Origin of the sequence: Escherichia ruysiae, from assembly GCF_031323975.1 — a bacterium.
Lineage (GTDB): Bacteria > Pseudomonadota > Gammaproteobacteria > Enterobacterales > Enterobacteriaceae > Escherichia > Escherichia ruysiae.
In genome coordinates, this window is sequence record NZ_JAVIWS010000001.1 from 3,635,862 (window position 1) to 3,655,274 (window position 19,413).

Sequence of the window (19,413 nt, forward strand, 5' to 3'; positions counted from 1 at the left end):
GCATGAGAAATACGGGCAACCGCCGCGAGCGTGGGGCAAAAACCACCATCGTCCGGCGGCAGATCAAAAAGAATCATGCCGGGCATCACGGCGGCGCGTGGAAAGTGGCGTTCGCCGACTTTACCCTGGCGATGATGGCGCTGTTTATGACGCTGTGGATTGTCAACAGCGTCAGTAAATCCGAGCGCGAAAGCATTATGGCGGCGCTGCATGGGCAGTCGATCTTCAACGGTGGCGGGCTGTCGCCGTTAAATAAAATAAGCCCGACTCATCCGCCGAAACCGACTACCGTGGCGGTGCCGGAAGAAACCGAGAAAAAAGCACGTGATGTGAACGAGAAAACGGCGTTACTGAAGAAGAAATCCGCCACTGAACTGGGCGAGCTGGCGACCAATATCAATACCATCGCCCGTAATGCGCATATGGAAGCCAATCTGGAGATGGAGATTGTCCCGCAGGGATTACGCGTGCTGATTAAAGATGACCAAAACCGCAATATGTTTGAACGCGGCAGCGCGAAGATTATGCCGTTTTTTAAAACGCTGCTGGTAGAATTAGCGCCGGTTTTTGACTCACTCGATAACAAGATCATTATCACCGGGCATACCGATGCGATGGCCTATAAAAGCAATATCTATAACAACTGGAACCTTTCGGGTGACCGCGCGCTTTCGGCCCGTCGGGTGCTGGAAGATGCCGGAATGCCGGAAGATAAAGTGATGCAGGTAAGTGCGATGGCGGACCAGATGCTGCTGGACGCGAATAATCCGCAAAGCGCAGGCAACCGGCGCATTGAGATTATGGTGCTAACCAAAAGCGCGTCGGATACGCTGTATCAATATTTTGGTCAGCATGGGGATAAAGTGGTGCAGCCGCTGGTGCAAAAACTGGATAAGCAGCACGGGTAGCAAAAACGGCCTCCTGTTGGTCAGATAAGCGCAGCGCATCCGGCAATAAGGGGACTGATTGCAGAATCTTTACGCATTTCTCAAACCTTAAAATCACTGTATACTTTACCAGTATTGAGAGGTGAGCGATGCGTAAAATCATTCATGTGGATATGGACTGCTTTTTCGCAGCGGTGGAGATGCGTGATAATCCCGCCCTGCGCGATATCCCTGTAGCTATTGGCGGTAGCCGCGAACGTCGGGGGGTGATCAGCACCGCCAATTATCCCGCGCGTAAATTTGGTGTACGCAGCGCAATGCCGACCGGCATGGCGCTCAAATTATGCCCGCACCTCACCTTGCTTCCGGGGCGCTTTGACGCCTACAAAGAAGCCTCAAATCATATCCGCGAAATCTTCTCGCGTTACACTTCGCGCATTGAGCCGTTGTCGCTGGATGAGGCCTATCTCGATGTCACCGACAGCGTGCATTGCCACGGTTCTGCGACTCTCATCGCCCAGGAAATCCGTCAGACGATCTTTAACGAGTTGCACTTGACGGCTTCTGCGGGCGTGGCGCCGGTTAAGTTTCTCGCCAAAATCGCCTCTGACATGAACAAACCCAACGGTCAGTTTGTGATTACACCTGCTGACGTTCCTGCATTTCTGGAAACGTTGCCGCTGGCGAAGATTCCTGGTGTCGGCAAAGTATCAGCGGCAAAACTAGAGGCGATGGGGCTGCGCACCTGTGGTGATGTACAAAAGTGTGATCTGGTGACATTGCTCAAGCGCTTTGGCAAATTTGGCCGCATTTTGTGGGAGCGTAGCCAGGGTATCGACGAGCGCGATGTTAACAGTGAACGGCTGCGTAAATCCGTCGGTGTGGAACGCACGATGGCGGAAGATATCCATCACTGGTCTGAATGCGAAGCGATTATTGAGCGGCTTTATCCTGAACTGGAGCGCCGTCTGGCAAAGGTGAAGCCTGATTTACTGATCGCCCGCCAGGGAGTGAAATTAAAGTTCGATGATTTTCAGCAAACCACTCAGGAGCATGTCTGGCCGCGTTTGAATAAAGCTGACCTAATCGCCACTGCGCGTAAAACCTGGGATGAACGTCGCGGCGGACGCGGTGTACGGTTGGTGGGGCTGCATGTGACGTTGCTTGATCCGCAAATGGAAAGACAACTGGTGCTGGGATTATGAATAACATTCAAATAAGAGACTATCAGTCTGGCGATTTTCAGCAACTATGCGCTATTTTCATTAGAGCGGTTACGATGACTGCCAGTCAGCATTATTCACCGCAACAAATTGCCGCCTGGGCGCAGATTGATGAATCTCGCTGGAAGGAGAAACTCGCACAATCACAAGTGCGGGTTGCGGTGATTAATACACAAACGGTCGGCTTTATTACCCGTATTGAACATTATATCGATATGCTATTTGTTGACCCGGAATACACCCGCTGTGGTGTCGCCAGTGCCTTGTTAAAACCTTTGATTAAGTCTGAATCCGAACTTACGGTGGACGCCAGCATAACTGCAAAACCCTTTTTTGAACGTTATGGTTTTCAGGTGGTTAAGCAGCAACGCGTTGAATGTCGGGGGGCGTGGTTTACTAATTTTTATATGCGATATAAACAGCAACATTAAATCCAGCTTGCAATGAAAATAACGCCCGCCTAATATGTGCGCGTTTTTTTATTCCACAAACTGCAAGGAGGTAAATCATGACAAATCCTTTATCAATGACTCTTTGCAGACCTTTCCAGGATTAATTCTTTTTTTCTTGCCCTGGATTCGTCTGCCATTTTCTGATTTTTATATTTATATACTCTAAATAATTCGAGTCGCAGTACATGCAACTTGAAGTATGACGAGTATAAATGGAATGGTACATGGGCAAATATATTCGTCCCTTATCCGATGCGGTATTTACCATCGCATCTGATGACCTGTGGATCGAGAGTTCAGCGATCCAACAATTACACACCACGGCAAATTTACCCAACATGCAACGCGTAGTTGGGATGCCAGATTTACACCCCGGACGCGGCTACCCGATTGGCGCAGCGTTCTTCTCCGTTGGTCGTTTTTACCCGGCACTGGTCGGCAATGATATCGGCTGCGGCATGGCGCTATGGCAAACAGATATTCTCGCTCGCAAATACAACGCCGATAAGTTTGAAAAGCGATTATCAGCTTTGGATGACGTTGCTGAAGAAAGCTGGCTGGAGGAAAACCTGCCGTCAGCGTTTGCACAGCATTCGTGGCGCAGCGCGCTTGGCTCTATCGGTGGCGGAAACCACTTCGCAGAACTGCAACAAGTTGATCAAATTATCGACGCGGAACTGTTTGCACTGGCTGGTCTGGATGCGCAGCATCTGCAACTGCTGGTTCATAGCGGCTCGCGGGGTTTGGGGCAGTCTATTTTACAGCGACATATTGCCTCGTTTTCGCATCATGGTTTGCCTGAAGGCAGTGATGACGCGCTACGGTATATTGCGGAACATGACGATGCGCTGGCGTTTGCGCGTATTAATCGCCAGATGATCGCTCTGCGCATAATGCAACAGGTGAAAGCCAGCGGAAGTCCGGTTCTGGATGTGGCGCATAACTTTGTTAGCGCGTGTCAAATCGGCGATCAACAGGGTTTCTTGCATCGTAAAGGTGCCACGCCGGATGACAACGGTCTGGTGATTATTCCCGGTTCACGCGGTGATTACTCCTGGCTTGTACAGCCTGTTGCGAACGAAAAAACGCTTCACTCGCTGGCGCATGGGGCAGGGCGTAAATGGGGGCGCACCGAGTGTAAAGGGCGGCTGGCAGCGAAATACACGGCGACGCAACTCTCGCGTACTGAACTTGGCAGCCGGGTAATTTGTCGCGATAAACAACTCATCTTCGAAGAAGCGCCACAAGCCTATAAATCGGCAGAAAGCGTGGTGCAATGTCTGGTGCAGGCCGGTTTAATTATTCCTGTCGCGCGGCTGCGTCCGGTGCTGACGCTCAAAAACAGTGGAGGGAAAAAAGGATGATTTTGCTACAACTCTCCTCAGCTCAGGGGCCGGAAGAATGTTGTCTCGCAGTGAAAAAGGCGCTGGACAGGTTGATTAAAGAAGCTACCCGACAAGACGTCGCGGTAACGGTGCTGGAAACAGAAACGGGTCGCTATTCTGACACTCTGCGTTCGGCGCTGATTTCACTTGATGGCGACAGCGCATGGGCATTAAGCGAAAGCTGGTGTGGCACTATTCAGTGGATTTGTCCGAGTCCGTATCGGCCTCATCATGGGCGCAAAAACTGGTTTCTGGGTATTGGGCGTTTTACCGCTGATGAGCAGGAGCAATCCGATGCGATCCGGTATGAGACGCTGCGTTCGTCGGGGCCGGGCGGTCAACATGTCAATAAAACCGACTCGGCGGTGCGCGCCACGCATCTGGCAACCGGGATTAGCGTGAAGGTTCAGTCAGAGCGCAGCCAGCATGCTAACAAACGGCTGGCGCGATTGCTGATTGCCTGGAAGCTGGAACAACAGCAACTGGAAAATAGCACGGCGCTGAAATCGCAGCGGCGAATGTTCCATCACCAGATTGAACGTGGCAACCCGCGACGGACATTTACAGGGATGGCTTTTATCGAAGGATAGTGAAGGGAAACTGCCGGAAGGCGATTAAACGCCATCCGGCAGCAAATCAAATAATTACTTCGCCGGAATTTCTTTCAGCAGTTCAGTCAGAAGCGTCCAGTAATGACCAACGCTTTCGATATGAACTTGCTCATCCGGAGAGTGTGGTCCGGTGATAGTCGGCCCGATAGAAACCATGTCCATTTCCGGATACGGTTTTTTGAACAGACCACATTCCAGACCCGCGTGGATAATCTGGATGTTCGGCGTCTTGTTGAACAGACGCTGATAGGTTTCACGTACCAGATGCATTACCGGAGAGTTAGCGTCCGGCTGCCAGCCAGGATATGCGCCTTTCGCTTCGGTTTTCGCGCCTGCCAGTTTACCCAGCGAATCCAGCATACTGACCACGTAGTCTTTACCGCTGTCGATCAGAGAACGGATCAGGCAGTGAATTTGTACGTTATTGTCGGTCATGGTTACCACACCGACGTTCAGTGAGGTTTCAACCACGCCTTTTGCCACGTCGGAGTTACGGATCACACCGTTCGGGGTGGCGTTCAACAGGCGAATAAAGGTATCGCGAGATTTGGTGGTCAGCGCAGTTTTGTCGTTCGCTACTGAATCCAGCAGTAATGCCAGGTTTTTCTCTTTCTCGGCCAGCTCGTTTTTCAGGATCTCCTGATAGGTATTCACCAGAGATTTCAGCGCGTCGACTTTATCGGCTGCGACAGCGATGGTTGCAAAGGCTTCACGCGGGATGGCGTTACGCAGTGTGCCGCCGTTGAAATCGATAAGGCGCAGATCCAGTTCTTCCGCATGACCTGCCAGGAAGCGCACCAGCAGTTTGTTTGCATTACCCAGGCCAACGTGGATTTCGCCACCAGAGTGACCGCCTTTCAGACCTTTTAAGGTTAATTTAAAGGTTTCAAAACCAGCCGGAACTGTTTCACGGTCTAAATGCAGGTTGGAGGTGAAGTCGATACCCCCCGCGCAGCCCATGTAGATTTCACCTTCTTCTTCAGAGTCGGTGTTAATCAGAATATCTGCCTGTAACCAGTTGCTCTGTAAGCCGAACGCACCGTCCATACCGGCTTCTTCGGTCATGGTCAGCAGCACTTCCAGCGGGCCGTGTACCACGTTGTCATCGGCAAGAACCGCCAGCGCAGACGCCATGCCAATGCCGTTATCTGCACCGAGCGTGGTGCCGCGCGCTTTAACCCATTCGCCATCGATATAAGGCTGGATAGGATCTTTAGTGAAGTCGTGCACGGTATCGTTGTTTTTCTGCGGCACCATATCGAGGTGAGCTTGTAAGACGACCGGTTTACGATTTTCCATACCTGCGGTGGCAGGTTTACGAATCAGGATATTCCCCACTTGATCGCGTTCGACATGGAAACCTTTTTCTTTTGCCCAACCTACAATGTATTCAGCGAGTTGCTCTTCGTGGTAGGACGGGTGAGGAATAGAACAGATTTTGGCAAAAATATCCCACAGCGGCTGTGGAGATAATTGAGACAGTTCAGACACGTTAAGTCTCCTTGTCGATCACCCGCAAAACAGTATTGCAGGTCACAGGGTTAGCAGAAAATGTTGTCAGCACAAGTCAGGCTTGCGAGATATGTTTGAGAATACCACTTTATCCAGCGACAGGTAGTAGCAGTGCGCAAAAAGACGCGGACTTATGTGAAATACTGGTTTTTAGTGCGTCAGATCTCTATAATCTCGCGCAACCTATTTTCCCCTCGAACACTTTTTAAGCCGTAGATAAACAGGCTGGGACACTTCACATGAGCGAAAAATACATCGTCACCTGGGACATGTTGCAGATCCATGCACGTAAACTCGCAAGCCGACTGATGCCTTCTGAACAATGGAAAGGCATTATTGCCGTTAGCCGTGGCGGTCTGGTGCCGGGTGCGTTACTGGCGCGTGAACTGGGTATTCGTCATGTCGATACCGTTTGTATTTCCAGCTACGATCACGATAACCAGCGCGAACTGAAAGTGCTGAAACGTGCAGAAGGCGACGGTGAAGGCTTCATCGTCATTGATGATCTGGTGGATACCGGCGGTACTGCGGTTGCGATTCGTGAAATGTATCCTAAAGCGCACTTTGTCACCATCTTCGCTAAACCGGCTGGTCGTCCACTGGTTGATGATTATGTTATTGATATCCCACAAGATACCTGGATTGAGCAACCGTGGGATATGGGCGTGGTATTCGTTCCGCCTATCTCTGGTCGCTAATCTTTTCAACGCCTGGCTTCGCCGGGCGTTGTTCTTTTTAACTGCAGGCGAGTTACAATAGCTTCCAGTAAGTATTCCTGGAGGTTGCATCCATGACACAGGCAAACCTGAGCGAAACCCTGTTCAAACCCCGCTTTAAACACCCTGAAACCTCGACGCTTGTCCGCCGCTTTAATCACGGTGCACAACCGCCAGTGCAGTCGGCTCTTGATGGCAAAACTATTCCCCACTGGTATCGCATGATTAACCGCCTGATGTGGATCTGGCGCGGCGTTGATCCGCGCGAAATCCTCGACGTCCAGGCGCGTATTGTGATGAGCGATGCCGAACGCACCGACAATGATTTGTACGATACGGTGATTGGTTACCGTGGCGGTAACTGGATTTATGAGTGGGCCACCCAGGCGATGTTGTGGCAACAGAAAGCGTGTGCGGAAGAAAATCCACAAGTCAGCGGTCGTTACTGGCTGCACGCAGCGACGTTGTACAATATTGCTGCCTATCCACACCTGAAGGGTGATGATCTGGCAGAACAGGCGCAGACGTTATCAAACCGCGCTTATGAAGAAGCGGCGCAACGTCTGCCAGGAACGATGCGGCAAATGGAATTCACTGTGCCAGGGGGCGCGCCCATCACCGGGTTTCTCCATATGCCAAAAGGCGATGGTCCGTTCCCGACAGTATTAATGTGTGGTGGTCTGGATGCGATGCAAACGGACTATTACTCTCTTTATGAGCGTTATTTTGCGCCGCGCGGCATTGCGATGTTGACTATCGATATGCCTTCGGTTGGTTTTTCTTCAAAATGGAAACTCACCCAGGATTCCAGCCTTCTGCATCAGCATGTGTTAAAGGCTCTGCCTAATGTGCCGTGGGTGGATCACACACGCGTTGCGGCCTTTGGTTTCCGTTTTGGTGCTAACGTCGCTGTACGTCTGGCTTACCTTGAATCGCCGCGTCTGAAAGCTGTGGCCTGCCTTGGTCCGGTGGTTCACACCTTGCTGAGTGATTTTAATTGCCAGCAACAGGTGCCGGAAATGTATCTTGACGTTCTGGCGAGTCGTTTAGGGATGCACGATGCTTCCGACGAAGCGTTACGTGTAGAGTTGAATCGCTATTCATTGAAAGTGCAAGGGTTGCTGGGACGTCGCTGCCCAACGCCAATGTTATCAGGCTTCTGGAAGAACGATCCGTTCAGCCCGGAAGAGGATTCACGATTAATCACTTCGTCATCTGCTGACGGTAAATTGTTAGAAATTCCATTTAATCCGGTGTATCGGAATTTTGACAAAGCACTCCAGGAAATTACTAACTGGCTCGAAAAGCGATTGTGTTAAAGATTTGCTAAATTTTGCCAATTTGGTAAAACAGTTGCTTCACAACAGGAGATCGCAATGACGTTACCGAGTGGACACCCGAAAAGCAGATTGATCAAAAAATTTACCGCACTAGGCCCGTATATTCGTGAAGGTAAGTGCGAAGATAATCGATTCTTTTTCGATTGTCTGGCTGTATGCGTCAATGTGAAACCGGCGCCGGAAGTGCGTGAGTTCTGGGGCTGGTGGATGGAACTGGAAGCGCAGGAATCCCGTTTTACCTACAGTTACCAGTTTGGTCTGTTCGATAAAGCAGGCGACTGGACGCATGTTCAGGTAAAAGATGCGGAAGTGGTTGAGCGGCTGGAGCACACTCTGCGAGAGTTTCATGAAAAGCTGCGTGAACTGCTGGCGACGCTGAATCTGAAGCTGGAACCGGCGGATGATTTTCGTGATGAGCCGGTGAAGTTAACGGCGTGAGTGAAAAGTGCCGGATGTGATGTTTGAGCATCTCTTCCGGCCTGAAATAGTGGTTTTCGTAGGCCGGATAAGGCGTTCACGTCGCATCCGGCAATATTATTAAAACTGATATGTCATTCCTATCGCGACAATATCATCATTATTAATATTCAACTTATTATCGCTATCCAGTTGGTTGATTTTATAATCAACAAATGCTGACATGTTTTTGTTGAAATAATACGTGGCACCGACGTCGATATAATTGACCAGATCCTCATCACCGATACCTTCAATATCTTTTCCTTTCGATAGCACATAACCTAAAGATGGACGCAGACCAAAGTCGAATTGGTATTGAGCGACCGCTTCAAAGTTCTGTGTCTTATTGGCAAAGCCGCCAGTTATTGGCGTCATTTTGCGTGTTTCAGAATAGAAAGTTGCCAGATAAATATTATTGGCATCGTATTTCAGACCTGTTGCCCATGCTTCTGCACGCTTGCCTGTGCCACGGCTTTGCAGATTCTGCTCGTTGGTGCGATCTGAGTTGGTATAGGCCCCACTAATGGCGAAATCGCTGCCGCCAAAGTCATATGTCAATGACGTGCCGAAGCCATCGCCGTTTTGCTTTTTAACGTCGCGGTTTTCGTTTTTCCCTTGATATTGCAGGGTTAAGTTCAGGCCATCGATAACGCCGAAGAAGTCGGTGTTCCGATACGTCGCCAGCCCGCTGGCGCGTTTGGTCATAAAGTTGTCGGTCTGCGCCGAGGAGTCGCCACCAAATTCCGGGAACATATCGGTCCAGGCTTCGACGTCATACAGCGCGCCCAGGTTACGTCCATAATCGAAAGAACCTAAATCCTTATATTTCAACCCGGCAAAAGCGAGACGCGTTTTTTGCTGTGCGGTATCACTCTCCGCTTTATTTCCGGCAAACTCCGCTTCCCACCGACCATAACCGATCAGTTGATCGTTAATTTGCGTTTCGCCTTTAAAGCCAAAACGGATATAACTCTGGTCGCCATCTTTACTGTCATTATCACTCATATAATGCATGGCTTTAACTTTGCCATAGACATCCAGTTTATTACCGTCTTTGTTATATATTTCTGCGGCCTGAACGGATGCAGATGCCACAATACCCATCACCACTAATGCCAGAGTGCTCTTTTTCATTTCCATTCCTGATTTTAATTAACGCGCGAATATTCAGCGGGAGAGACCCATTGAAAACAGGAAAGTTTTTAACCTGAGATTGTTAAAGATATATTACAGATTAATAATATTCTTAAAATGTGGTAATTTATTAAATCTGTAATAAAAACGTAAACAACTGCCGCTACGCTTGCTGATCCCGCGCAACAAAACGCTATGCTTTGCTCGCAGATGGTTGGCAACCGGCGACAGTCCTGCTAAAACGTTCGTTTGATATCATTTTTCCTAAAATTGAATGGCAGAGAATCATGAGTGACAGCCAGACGCTGGTGGTAAAACTCGGCACCAGTGTGCTAACAGGCGGATCGCGCCGTCTGAACCGTGCCCATATCGTAGAACTTGTTCGCCAGTGCGCGCAGTTACATGCCGCCGGGCATCGGATAGTCATTGTGACGTCGGGCGCGATTGCCGCCGGACGTGAGCACCTGGGTTACCCGGAACTGCCAGCGACTATCGCCTCGAAGCAACTATTGGCGGCGGTAGGGCAGAGTCGACTGATTCAACTGTGGGAACAACTCTTTGCAATTTACGGCATTCACGTCGGGCAGATGTTACTGACCCGTGCCGATATGGAAGACCGTGAACGCTTCCTGAATGCCCGCGATACGCTGCGTGCGCTGCTCGATAACAACATCGTTCCGGTAATTAATGAGAACGATGCTGTTGCTACGGCAGAGATTAAAGTCGGCGATAACGACAACCTTTCTGCGCTGGCGGCGATTCTGGCAGGTGCCGATAAGCTGTTGCTGCTGACCGATCAAAAAGGTTTGTATACCGCTGACCCGCGCAGCAATCCGCAGGCGGAACTGATTAAAGATGTTTACGGCATTGATGACGCACTGCGGGCGATTGCCGGTGACAGCGTTTCAGGTCTTGGAACCGGCGGCATGGGCACCAAATTGCAGGCGGCGGACGTGGCTTGCCGTGCGGGGATCGACACCATTATTGCCGCAGGTAACAAGCCGGGCGTCATTGGTGATGTGATGGAAGGTATTCCTGTCGGTACGCTGTTCCATGCCCAGGCAACGCCTTTAGAAAATCGTAAACGCTGGATTTTTGGCGCGCCACCTGCGGGTGAAATTACCGTTGATGAAGGGGCGACTGCTGCTATTCTTGAACGCGGCAGCTCCCTGTTGCCGAAAGGTATTAAAAGCGTGAGCGGCAACTTCTCGCGTGGTGAAGTCATTCGTATTTGCAACCTCGAAGGTCGCGATATAGCCCACGGTGTCAGCCGTTACAACAGCGATGCATTGCGTCGCATTGCCGGACACCACTCGCAAGAAATTGATGCAATACTGGGATATGAATATGGCCCGGTTGCCGTTCACCGTGATGACATGATTACCCGTTAAGGAGCAGGCCGATGCTGGAACAAATGGGCATTGCCGCGAAGCAAGCCTCGTATAAATTAGCGCAACTCTCCAGCCGCGAAAAAAATCGCGTGCTGGAAAAGATCGCCGATGAACTGGAAGCACAAAGCGAAAATATCCTCAACGCTAACGCCCAGGATGTTGCAGACGCGCGTGCCAATGGCCTTAGCGAAGCGATGCTTGACCGTCTGGCACTGACGCCCGCGCGACTGAAAGGCATTGCCGACGATGTGCGCCAGGTGTGTAATCTCGCCGATCCGGTGGGGCAGGTGATTGATGGTGGTGTGCTGGACAGCGGTCTGCGTCTGGAGCGTCGTCGCGTCCCACTTGGCGTGATTGGGGTGATTTATGAAGCGCGCCCGAACGTGACGGTTGATGTCGCTTCCCTGTGCCTGAAAACCGGTAACGCGGTGATCCTGCGCGGTGGTAAAGAAACCTGCCGCACCAACGCTGCAACGGTGGCGGTGATTCAGGACGCCCTGCAATCCTGCGGTTTACCGGCAGGCGCAGTGCAGGCGATTGATAATCCGGATCGCGCATTGGTGAGTGAAATGCTGCGTATGGATAAATACATCGACATGCTGATCCCGCGCGGTGGCGCTGGTTTGCATAAGCTGTGCCGCGAGCAGTCAACGATCCCGGTGATCACCGGCGGTATTGGCGTCTGCCATATTTATGTTGATGAAAGTGCAGAGATAGCTGAAGCCCTGAAAGTAATTATCAACGCGAAAACTCAGCGTCCGAGCACATGTAATACGGTAGAAACGTTGCTGGTAAATAAAAACATCGCTGATAGCTTCCTGCCCGCATTAAGCAAGCAAATGGCGGAAAGCGGCGTGACGTTACACGCAGATGTAGCTGCGCTGGCGCAGTTACAGGCAGGCCCTGCGAAGGTGGTGGCTGTTAAAGCCGAAGAGTATGACGATGAGTTTCTGTCATTAGATTTGAACGTCAAAATCGTCAGCGATCTTGACGATGCCATCGCTCATATTCGTGAACACGGCACCCAGCACTCCGATGCGATCCTGACACGTGATATGCGCAATGCCCAGCGTTTTGTTAACGAAGTGGATTCTTCTGCTGTTTACGTCAACGCCTCTACACGTTTTACCGACGGCGGCCAGTTTGGTCTTGGCGCGGAAGTGGCGGTAAGCACACAAAAACTCCACGCGCGCGGCCCGATGGGGCTGGAAGCACTGACCACTTACAAGTGGATCGGCATTGGTGATTACACCATTCGTGCGTAAACAAAACCGGGTGATGCAAAAGTAGCCGTTTGATTCACAAGGCCATTGACGCATCGCCCGGTTAGTTTTAACCTTGTCCACCGTGATTCACGTTCGTGAACATGTCCTTTCAGGGCCGATATAGCTCAGTTGGTAGAGCAGCGCATTCGTAATGCGAAGGTCGTAGGTTCGACTCCTATTATCGGCACCATCACCTAGTTTTCCCAAGTCAACCCACATCAACAAAATCATTTAAAAACATATATATTACGTTGTTTTCATACGTTTGAGGTCAACCCTTGTCTCTTGAAATCAACACGCGGTTGGGGGCACAATCAGGGGCATGTTCTGTTCGGTCTAGGAAATGTGCCCCCAATGATGCTGAATGCCCGCAAGGTTGAAGCTGCGAAAGGAAAAGAGAAAAGCTATAAGCTGTTTGATGGAGGTGGCCTATACCTTCAGGTCGAACCTAATGGCTCGCGTTACTGGCGTATGAAATACCGTTTTGCTGGTAAAGAGAAACGATTGTCCTTTGGTGTTTATCCAACAGTCACACTTGCTGATGCCAGACAAAAACGAGAAGACGCAAAGAAACTACTCGCAGCAGGTGAAGATCCCGGCGAAGTCAAAAAAGCCAAAAAGCAGGCTTTAAACGCAGCGATTGAGACACTTAACCCATTCAGAGAAGTGGCGTTAGAGTGGCACAAAATGAAATCATCCAAATGGTCTGAGGGCTATGCTTCCGACATCATTGAGGCATTTGAGAAAGACATTTTTCCGCATATTGGGCACAGACCTATAGCTGATATTCAGCCCCTTGAACTGCTTGAAGTTCTGAGGTTGATAGAAGCTCGAGGCGCTATGGAGAAAGCGAAGAAAGTCCGTCAGCGATGCGGTGAAGTTTTTCGCTATGCCATCGTAACGGGTAGGGCAATCTACAATCCGGCACCGGATCTTGCCAGTGCGATGCAAGGACATGAAGCAGTCCACTATCCATTCCTCAAAGCCAACGAACTACCGGAGTTCTTTAATGCCCTTAATTCTTATTCAGGAAGTCCAATTGTATTGTTGGGGGCGCATTTACTTATCCTGACAGGTCTACGAACTGGAGAACTACGAGCAGGTGAGTGGCGAGAGGTGGATTTTGATAATGCGGTGTGGGAGATCCCAAAAGAACGTATGAAAATGCGTAGGAGCCATATTGTCCCGTTACCAAAACAAGCATTATCCCATCTCAAAAGTTTGAAAGAACTAACTGGGAACTACCCGCTGATGTTCCCTGGACGCAACGATCCTAGCAAATTTATGAGTGAAGCAAGCATCAATCAGGTGTTTAAACGTATTGGATATGCAGGGCGTGTTACGGGACATGGTTTCAGGCATACGATGAGTACAATTCTACATGAGAAAGGATTTAACAGCGCTTGGATTGAAACCCAGCTTGCTCATTCGGACAAAAACTCTATTCGTGGAATTTATAACCATGCCCAATATCTCGAAGGGAGAAGAGAAATGATGCAATGGTATGCTAATTATTTATCTGAGCTAATTGGTACTCATAAATGAATATTTTAAAAATTAATAATACTGATTCTCTGCTCAGAGATTACTACCAGTTGGATGAAGCTTCAGAAAAAATTGGTTGTAGTGAAAAGGATATACTCTGGTTTGCCAGAGAACGAGATGTAGAGCTATGCATGGAATTCCATGATGATGAGTATGATGTTTCATGTGGTTTGAAGATTGATGGTCAAATGGATGAGTTCTTATCTAATCTGAAATATTTACCACGAGATAGAAATGGCAATATTATGTTGTCAGACTTAAGCTCTATAAGAATCCCTGATGAAAATAATTTAATTGATAAAAATGGTTTTATTCGATGCTTTATATCCGGTTTATGGGCTGTTGATTATGAATATAAAGATCTGTTAGTTAAGCATGAGGGGCAACCGGATTCCTGGCCTATTCATTTTCTACTGGCGGGTACGCCTAATATAAATTGTAAGGTAATTCTTTATGTAAATTATGATGAAAAAGAAAATTATTATCTTTTTGAGGTTTTGTGGATTACAAAGGTACAGATTCAAAAATTCATTGATATAGTCTTATGCGAACAAAAACGGATAAAAAACGCCAATAAATATAAATCACAATCTGAGGCGCAAAAACAAAAACATGCTGTTCCTCGAACTGAAATACTCATGGCTATTATTTCGCTCTATCATCGTGATATGAGGCTAAGAAGAGAGAGTCCAGCAGCGATAGCTGATTATCTTTTTCAACATGCCAGTGAGTTCTGGCCTAAGACCGGAGAACCACCTTTGAGCTATGATACTGTTGTTAGCTTGCTACGTAGTTGCATGAAAAACATTAAGTTTAACTAAATGTTAACAATTATTGTGACTAATGATTTTGGATTTTTTTCATTAGTCACATTTTTCTCATTTATAACCTATGTTTTAATTTTCCGTGTTGAAGCCAATAGACTTAGATAAACGGAGAATGATGAATGTTATCTAAACATGATAATACTACTTTGCAACGACCTTCAATGGATTCTCTGATCGATATGAAGTTTATTACTTCCGATTGTTTATTAAGTGACAAATGGATTTATCGATTGATTTCTCTGAATCGCTTTCCAAAACCTATAAAAATAGGTCGGATGTCCCGATGGCGCGCTGCTGATTATTATAAGTGGCGAGATGGGTTTGAAGAAAACTCAGGTCAACAGTTTGAGGGGATGAGAAATAAGGCAAGAGCAATTAATAAAGGGAATAGATTATCACCTACTCCCTAAGCCTTAATTGATAGTTAGTAATATTTAACTGATTAACCTTTAGGGTCAATCCCGCGTGATTGTAGTTCTTTACGTAAAATTCTTTTAATCCAAGTTGCCAACGCGCTATCTCCATCTTTGCGCATTTCTTTTTCGAGTTGCAACCTAAAATCGTCGGTAAGACGCATTTGGAATGGTGGGGAACGTTTCTCTTGTGGTGTTGACATGGTAATTACCCTAGAATATGATGACTACATGGTAATTACCATTGTAAGTATAGTTCGCTTGTAAAAGCAATGCCCGATTGTGCGGGAACACAAATCGGGCATTTAACCAACCGTTATAAGAGGTAACGAAGATGGCTAAACAGAAGTGTACCTGGTTATTTGCGGCGATCAACCGCAGTCAACGCAATGCCCGTCCTGTGATGTTAAGGATCACCGCAGATAACGAGCGGTCAGCGCGGCGCAGACTTGCCCCGGATTATGTACTGAGCTTTGCCGGGCGCATTCCCTGCGGAGGTGAACATGCGTAATTATCCGCACCCCGGCGAACGCTGGCAGCATGAACGTGGCTGGACGGTCACGATTATCCGATTAATTGAAGCCTCGCCCTCTGTGGCGCTGGTTAATCCTGAATTCAGCTGTGAAGTGCTGATACGTCATGACAGCGACAACCAGCTTTCTTCCTGCCCTCTGGCATGGTTTGAACAGCGGTATACGCGCCTGTTTGATGTACCGCTCTTTAAGCCTGCACCAGCTCCTGCAGGCGGTAGTGGTTCCGGCCCGCTGACACTGCATCCGTCTGTGCTATTTATCCGCTGGCGGGAGCGTAGCATACGGCGTTCTGCTGAGCCTGACGACGGTCACTATTCAAAGTTTCTCTGACAAAATACCGCTGAAAACGGAGTAATCCACGATGAATATTTCAAACGGGCACAACGGTGCTCAGGGCCACACTTTGCCTGAAAAACACAATACCGGTGCTTTTGCCTATGGTTGTCAGAGGACAGTTTCGGAAAGCTGACCCGCGCAAGAAATGCCTGCGACATGCTCCAGCTTCTCTTTTCTGAATACCCGTCTCAGGCCGGAGCACTGGACGCTGGCTGTGCGCATGGTGTCGCCGCGCTGATGGAGTACCTGCGGGCAGATTTGACGGATATTGCGCACAGCTGTGCACTGATTGAAGGAGGTGCCAGATGAACCAGCCGCAGGTTTCCATTTTCCCGGCAGAAATGACAACCGCGCTTTACCGGCGGGCTATTGCTTCAGCATGGCGGCAGAAAATGCTGAACGAAACTGGCAGTGATCAGTATGGTCCGCACAGCCTGACGGTGGAGCGTATTGAAATGGCCATTGCGCTGCATATCGAGTGCGCACTGATTAACGAGTACGGCGAAGCACAGGGCGCCGCTGCCGCGCTGGCACTGCTGACTGACATGCTGGAGCCGTCACTGCTGACCGCGCCGCCGGTACTGACCGCGCGCGGCTGTGAAGTAATGGCGGAGATGTACCGCACGCTTCCGGCGACCTTTGATGACTTCTGCAGTACTGGTGTGACGTTGTATCAGGGGGAAGTATGACAATACAGACGGTTACGCAGATTTCAGCCGCCGCGCGGGGGAAATGGCCCGTTATTCTGCATATGCTGCGTATTGATGTACCTGAAAACGGCAGGCACGGTCCCTGCCCGAAATGTGGGGGCAAGGATCGTTTTCGCCTCGATGACCTTGACGGGCGCGGGACGTGGATCTGCAGCCAGTGTGGCAATGGTGACGGTCTGGATCTGGTTAAGCTCGTAACCGGCTACAACGTCAGAAAGGCTGCGCAGCAGGTGGCGCAGGTGCTTAATGTGCCGGATGTGCAGGAACTGCCTGTTAAGCCTGCCAGACAAAAAGCCCCTAAACGCGACATGAGCCTTACCGTGGCGACGCTGATGAAAGAGAGCCACACGGGAGAAAGTGCCTATCTGGCAGGAAAAGGGTTCGCCGGATACCCGGCCTCTCTGACCGGAAGCGTGCAGCATATCAGCGGTAAGGATTTTCCTGCCGGTTCCCTGCTGTTACCACTCACGACCAACACCGGAGCCGTGACCGGTGCACAGCTTATCGCCCCGACGGGTGAAAAAAGCATACTGCCCGGCAGCACGATGAAAGGCGCGTTTGTGTCGCTCAGCCCGTTACCGTCTGAACCACCGGTACAGGTGGTGATTACCGAAGGTTACGCTACGGCGCTGACGGTAAGCCAGCTCACTGCCGGATGCGTAGTGGCTGCCATATCTGCGGGCAACCTGCCCAATGTGGCGCAGTCGCTGCGGGCACGCTGGCCTGAGGTAAAAATTATCATCGCCGGTGATAACGATTTTCAGGACGGGGGGGAGAATCCCGGCAGAGCCTTTGCTGAACGGGCGGCAAAAGCTGTTGGCGGCTGGATGACGCTGCCACCAGGAGAGATTAAGGCTGACTGGAATGACTTTCATCGGGAGCACGGTATTACCCGTGCCCGTGAAGCCTTTCGCAACGGTCTGGTACTGTGCGGGGAAGGCCGCACGCAACTGCCGCACGGGTTCCGTCTTACCCAGGAATATCTCTGGTATGAAAAGCAGGTACAGCGCAACGGTGAGACGGAGATCCAGAACGTCAAAATATGCAGCCCGCTGCGCGTGACGGCAATCACCTGCGATGCCGATGGCGGTAACTTCGGACGACTGCTGGAATGGGAAGATACGTGGGGTGAGCGTCGCCGCTGGGCGATGCCGATGGAAATGCTGAGCGGCAGTGGTGAGGAACTGCGCCGGGTACTGCTTGTTAACGGGCTGTCTTATATCAGCACCACCGGTGAGGCACGCGCACGCCTGATGGAATATATCTCACTGTGTAAACCGGAACGTCGCGTGACCTGCGTCAGCCGTACTGGCTGGCATGGTCAGGTTTACGTCCTGCAGGATGAGGTCAGCGGTGAAGGTGCAGAGGGTGTCATTCTCCAGACCACTTCCGTGCAGGGGCGTGATTTCCGCGTGTCGGGCACAACAGAGGAATGGCGGGAGAACGTATCCCGCTACTGTACCGGCAACTCCCGCGTGGCATTTGCTGTCAGCCTGGCCTTTGCTGCACCACTGTTACGGCTGGTTGGTATGGACGGCGGCGGCTACCACCTCAAAGGGGAATCGACAGACGGTAAGACCACCACCATGAAAGCGGCAACCTCCGTCTGCGGCGGGCCTGACTACTGGCAGACATGGCGGGCCACCGGCAACGCGCTGGAGGGATGTGCCAGCCGCCGCAACGATGCCGCCATGATGCTTGATGAGATCCGGGAAGTTGACGGACGCGAGGCAGGCAATATCGCCTACATGCTGGCAAACGGTCAGGGCAAGGGTCGTGCCGGTACGGACGGTGAACTGCGTACCCGTAAGCAGTGGCGCCTGTTGTTCTTTTCAACTGGCGAGTTATCTCTGACCGAACATGCGGCAAAGGCCGGTGAGCGTACTTTTGCCGGGATGGAAGTCAGGATGATCCAGATCCCCAGCGATTCCGGGAAGTTTGGCGTTTTTGAGGAGCTGCACGGCTTCGACAGCGGCAAGGCTCTGGCAGAGCATCTTGAATGGGCCACGTCCTGCTACTACGGTTCGCCGTTCCGGGAGTGGCTGAAAGCACTGACCGCTGATCTTAACGGACTAACGGCACAGGCAAAATCGTTGATGAAGGAATATGCTGCCGCCCTGACTCCGAAAGATGCAGGCAATCAGGTGGGCCGGGCTGTGAACCGCTTTGCACTGGTGGCGATGGCAGGTGAACTGGCAACCCGTCTGGGTATCACCGGCTGGCCTGAGGGTGAAGCATTGCGGGCAACCCGCGTCTGCCTGAACGCATGGCTGAAAGAGCGCGGGCACACCGCCAATCAGGAAGATATCGCCGCACTGGAGCAGGTTCGCAGTTTCTTTACCGCGAATCAGTACAGCCGCTTTGCAGACTGGTATGACGAGCGCAACCGTCCCGCCAATATGGTGGGCTGGCGCAGGGTGGAGAAAGGCAGTACCGCGCAGGGCACGGAAGCTGTCACTACGTTTTATGTCATGCCGTCCGGCTGGAAAGAAATCTGCAGGGGATTTGACCCGCGCAAGGTGGCGCGTCTGTGCGCAGATCGTGGATACCTGCTGCCCTCCACTGATGGCAAACTCCAGACAACCATTCGCCCGCCAGAGATGAATCCCCGCAGGCTCTATGTCTTCAACAGCGAGGTGCCGGGTTAAGGCTTTGCGTGAGTCTTATTTATTAA

At 50.5% G+C, this 19,413-nt stretch carries 20 protein-coding genes, 1 tRNA gene and 1 pseudogene; 19 read left to right on the top strand and 3 right to left on the bottom strand.

Features of this window, described 5'->3' with window-relative positions; genetic code table 11:
- Positions 1–2 precede the first annotated feature (2 nt).
- From lafU to prfH, 5 genes are all read left to right on the top strand, one after another.
- Complete coding sequence (lafU, locus tag RGV86_RS17580; RefSeq protein WP_085460407.1) at positions 3–908, top strand: putative lateral flagellar export/assembly protein LafU; 906 nt, start codon at positions 3–5, stop codon at positions 906–908.
- A gap of 128 nt (positions 909–1,036) precedes the next feature.
- The gene (gene dinB, locus RGV86_RS17585; RefSeq protein WP_001226214.1) at positions 1,037–2,092 is read left to right on the top strand and encodes a DNA polymerase IV; all 1,056 of its coding nucleotides are present in this window, start codon (positions 1,037–1,039) and stop codon (positions 2,090–2,092) included.
- Positions 2,089–2,541, top strand: coding sequence for a GNAT family N-acetyltransferase (locus RGV86_RS17590; RefSeq protein WP_085460408.1), 453 nt, complete (start codon positions 2,089–2,091; stop codon positions 2,539–2,541). The genes dinB and RGV86_RS17590 overlap by 4 nt, the downstream gene beginning before the upstream one ends.
- Before the next feature lie 245 nt (positions 2,542–2,786).
- Positions 2,787–3,926, top strand: a complete 1,140-nt coding sequence (locus RGV86_RS17595) for an RNA ligase RtcB family protein (RefSeq protein WP_179143912.1) — start codon at positions 2,787–2,789, stop codon at positions 3,924–3,926.
- A complete protein-coding gene (gene prfH, locus RGV86_RS17600; RefSeq protein ID WP_085460410.1) occupies positions 3,923–4,537 on the top strand; it encodes a peptide chain release factor H in 615 nt (204 codons plus the stop codon). Before RGV86_RS17595 ends, prfH begins: the two co-directional genes overlap by 4 nt.
- A gap of 54 nt (positions 4,538–4,591) precedes the next feature.
- Here prfH and pepD read toward each other — a convergent pair whose 3' ends face one another.
- A complete protein-coding gene (gene pepD, locus RGV86_RS17605) occupies positions 4,592–6,049 on the bottom strand; it encodes a cytosol nonspecific dipeptidase (protein WP_032224563.1) in 1,458 nt (485 codons plus the stop codon).
- 260 nt (positions 6,050–6,309) lie between these two features.
- Here pepD and gpt point away from each other — a divergent pair, with 260 nt between their 5' ends.
- The 3 genes from gpt (at position 6,310) to crl (ending at position 8,564) form a co-directional block, all read left to right on the top strand.
- Positions 6,310–6,768, top strand: coding sequence for a xanthine phosphoribosyltransferase (gene gpt, locus RGV86_RS17610; protein ID WP_001291989.1), 459 nt, complete (start codon positions 6,310–6,312; stop codon positions 6,766–6,768).
- Between the two features lie 92 nt (positions 6,769–6,860).
- Complete coding sequence (frsA, locus tag RGV86_RS17615; protein WP_000189561.1) at positions 6,861–8,105, top strand: esterase FrsA; 1,245 nt, start codon at positions 6,861–6,863, stop codon at positions 8,103–8,105.
- 57 nt (positions 8,106–8,162) lie between these two features.
- The gene (crl, locus tag RGV86_RS17620) at positions 8,163–8,564 is read left to right on the top strand and encodes a sigma factor-binding protein Crl (RefSeq protein ID WP_000174679.1); all 402 of its coding nucleotides are present in this window, start codon (positions 8,163–8,165) and stop codon (positions 8,562–8,564) included.
- A 99-nt stretch (positions 8,565–8,663) separates the two neighbouring features.
- Here the strand turns inward: crl and phoE are convergent, their stop codons facing one another.
- Positions 8,664–9,719, bottom strand: a complete 1,056-nt coding sequence (gene phoE, locus RGV86_RS17625; RefSeq protein ID WP_085460413.1) for a phosphoporin PhoE — start codon at positions 9,717–9,719, stop codon at positions 8,664–8,666.
- Between the two features lie 287 nt (positions 9,720–10,006).
- On the opposite strand from phoE, the gene proB reads away from it, so the two are divergent.
- From proB to RGV86_RS17655, 6 genes are all read left to right on the top strand, one after another.
- The gene (proB, locus tag RGV86_RS17630) at positions 10,007–11,110 is read left to right on the top strand and encodes a glutamate 5-kinase (protein ID WP_001285271.1); all 1,104 of its coding nucleotides are present in this window, start codon (positions 10,007–10,009) and stop codon (positions 11,108–11,110) included.
- An 11-nt stretch (positions 11,111–11,121) separates the two neighbouring features.
- On the top strand, positions 11,122–12,375 hold the full coding sequence (gene proA / locus RGV86_RS17635; RefSeq protein ID WP_085460414.1) for a glutamate-5-semialdehyde dehydrogenase: 1,254 nt from the start codon (positions 11,122–11,124) through the stop codon (positions 12,373–12,375).
- A gap of 114 nt (positions 12,376–12,489) precedes the next feature.
- Positions 12,490–12,565: transfer RNA gene (locus tag RGV86_RS17640), tRNA-Thr, on the top strand.
- A gap of 164 nt (positions 12,566–12,729) precedes the next feature.
- Positions 12,730–13,920: a tyrosine-type recombinase/integrase gene (locus RGV86_RS17645; RefSeq protein ID WP_001567457.1), complete on the top strand. Its 1,191-nt coding sequence runs from the start codon at positions 12,730–12,732 to the stop codon at positions 13,918–13,920.
- The gene (locus RGV86_RS17650; protein ID WP_001567458.1) at positions 13,917–14,741 is read left to right on the top strand and encodes a hypothetical protein; all 825 of its coding nucleotides are present in this window, start codon (positions 13,917–13,919) and stop codon (positions 14,739–14,741) included. Before RGV86_RS17645 ends, RGV86_RS17650 begins: the two co-directional genes overlap by 4 nt.
- 125 nt (positions 14,742–14,866) lie before the next feature.
- A complete protein-coding gene (locus RGV86_RS17655; RefSeq protein ID WP_001567459.1) occupies positions 14,867–15,157 on the top strand; it encodes a helix-turn-helix transcriptional regulator in 291 nt (96 codons plus the stop codon).
- 32 nt (positions 15,158–15,189) lie between these two features.
- Here the strand turns inward: RGV86_RS17655 and RGV86_RS17660 are convergent, their stop codons facing one another.
- The gene (locus tag RGV86_RS17660) at positions 15,190–15,363 is read right to left on the bottom strand and encodes a hypothetical protein (RefSeq protein WP_021537047.1); all 174 of its coding nucleotides are present in this window, start codon (positions 15,361–15,363) and stop codon (positions 15,190–15,192) included.
- Positions 15,364–15,494: 131 nt separating this feature from the next.
- Between RGV86_RS17660 and RGV86_RS17665 the strand changes: the two genes are divergently transcribed.
- The 5 genes and pseudogenes from RGV86_RS17665 to RGV86_RS17685 all read left to right on the top strand — a co-directional run bounded on the left by RGV86_RS17665 (position 15,495) and on the right by RGV86_RS17685 (position 19,387).
- Positions 15,495–15,671 carry a host cell division inhibitor Icd-like protein gene (locus RGV86_RS17665; protein ID WP_001118612.1) on the top strand — a complete coding sequence of 59 codons (177 nt, stop codon included), beginning with the start codon at positions 15,495–15,497 and terminating at the stop codon, positions 15,669–15,671.
- Positions 15,664–16,023: a hypothetical protein gene (locus RGV86_RS17670; protein WP_001567462.1), complete on the top strand. Its 360-nt coding sequence runs from the start codon at positions 15,664–15,666 to the stop codon at positions 16,021–16,023. The genes RGV86_RS17665 and RGV86_RS17670 overlap by 8 nt, the downstream gene beginning before the upstream one ends.
- 31 nt (positions 16,024–16,054) lie before the next feature.
- A pseudogene (locus RGV86_RS17675) lies at positions 16,055–16,338 on the top strand (hypothetical protein).
- A complete protein-coding gene (locus tag RGV86_RS17680; RefSeq protein ID WP_001567464.1) occupies positions 16,335–16,718 on the top strand; it encodes a DUF5375 family protein in 384 nt (127 codons plus the stop codon). The pseudogene RGV86_RS17675 and the gene RGV86_RS17680 overlap by 4 nt, the downstream one beginning before the upstream one ends.
- On the top strand, positions 16,715–19,387 hold the full coding sequence (locus RGV86_RS17685; RefSeq protein ID WP_001716164.1) for a TOPRIM and DUF927 domain-containing protein: 2,673 nt from the start codon (positions 16,715–16,717) through the stop codon (positions 19,385–19,387). The genes RGV86_RS17680 and RGV86_RS17685 overlap by 4 nt, the downstream gene beginning before the upstream one ends.
- Positions 19,388–19,413 lie beyond the last annotated feature (26 nt).

Bases quoted from the DNA above. Each gene is read 5' to 3' on its own strand.
- lafU (WP_085460407.1), top strand. From the start codon at position 3: ATGAGAAATACGGGCAACCGCCGCGAGCGTGGGGCAAAAACCACCATC.
- dinB (WP_001226214.1), top strand. From the start codon at position 1,037: ATGCGTAAAATCATTCATGTGGATATGGACTGCTTTTTCGCAGCGGTG.
- RGV86_RS17590 (WP_085460408.1), top strand. From the start codon at position 2,089: ATGAATAACATTCAAATAAGAGACTATCAGTCTGGCGATTTTCAGCAA.
- RGV86_RS17595 (WP_179143912.1), top strand. From the start codon at position 2,787: ATGGGCAAATATATTCGTCCCTTATCCGATGCGGTATTTACCATCGCA.
- prfH (WP_085460410.1), top strand. From the start codon at position 3,923: ATGATTTTGCTACAACTCTCCTCAGCTCAGGGGCCGGAAGAATGTTGT.
- gpt (WP_001291989.1), top strand. From the start codon at position 6,310: ATGAGCGAAAAATACATCGTCACCTGGGACATGTTGCAGATCCATGCA.
- frsA (WP_000189561.1), top strand. From the start codon at position 6,861: ATGACACAGGCAAACCTGAGCGAAACCCTGTTCAAACCCCGCTTTAAA.
- crl (WP_000174679.1), top strand. From the start codon at position 8,163: ATGACGTTACCGAGTGGACACCCGAAAAGCAGATTGATCAAAAAATTT.
- phoE (WP_085460413.1), bottom strand. From the start codon at position 9,719: ATGAAAAAGAGCACTCTGGCATTAGTGGTGATGGGTATTGTGGCATCT.
- proB (WP_001285271.1), top strand. From the start codon at position 10,007: ATGAGTGACAGCCAGACGCTGGTGGTAAAACTCGGCACCAGTGTGCTA.
- proA (WP_085460414.1), top strand. From the start codon at position 11,122: ATGCTGGAACAAATGGGCATTGCCGCGAAGCAAGCCTCGTATAAATTA.
- RGV86_RS17645 (WP_001567457.1), top strand. From the start codon at position 12,730: ATGATGCTGAATGCCCGCAAGGTTGAAGCTGCGAAAGGAAAAGAGAAA.
- RGV86_RS17650 (WP_001567458.1), top strand. From the start codon at position 13,917: ATGAATATTTTAAAAATTAATAATACTGATTCTCTGCTCAGAGATTAC.
- RGV86_RS17655 (WP_001567459.1), top strand. From the start codon at position 14,867: ATGTTATCTAAACATGATAATACTACTTTGCAACGACCTTCAATGGAT.
- RGV86_RS17660 (WP_021537047.1), bottom strand. From the start codon at position 15,363: ATGTCAACACCACAAGAGAAACGTTCCCCACCATTCCAAATGCGTCTT.
- RGV86_RS17665 (WP_001118612.1), top strand. From the start codon at position 15,495: ATGGCTAAACAGAAGTGTACCTGGTTATTTGCGGCGATCAACCGCAGT.
- RGV86_RS17670 (WP_001567462.1), top strand. From the start codon at position 15,664: ATGCGTAATTATCCGCACCCCGGCGAACGCTGGCAGCATGAACGTGGC.
- RGV86_RS17680 (WP_001567464.1), top strand. From the start codon at position 16,335: ATGAACCAGCCGCAGGTTTCCATTTTCCCGGCAGAAATGACAACCGCG.
- RGV86_RS17685 (WP_001716164.1), top strand. From the start codon at position 16,715: ATGACAATACAGACGGTTACGCAGATTTCAGCCGCCGCGCGGGGGAAA.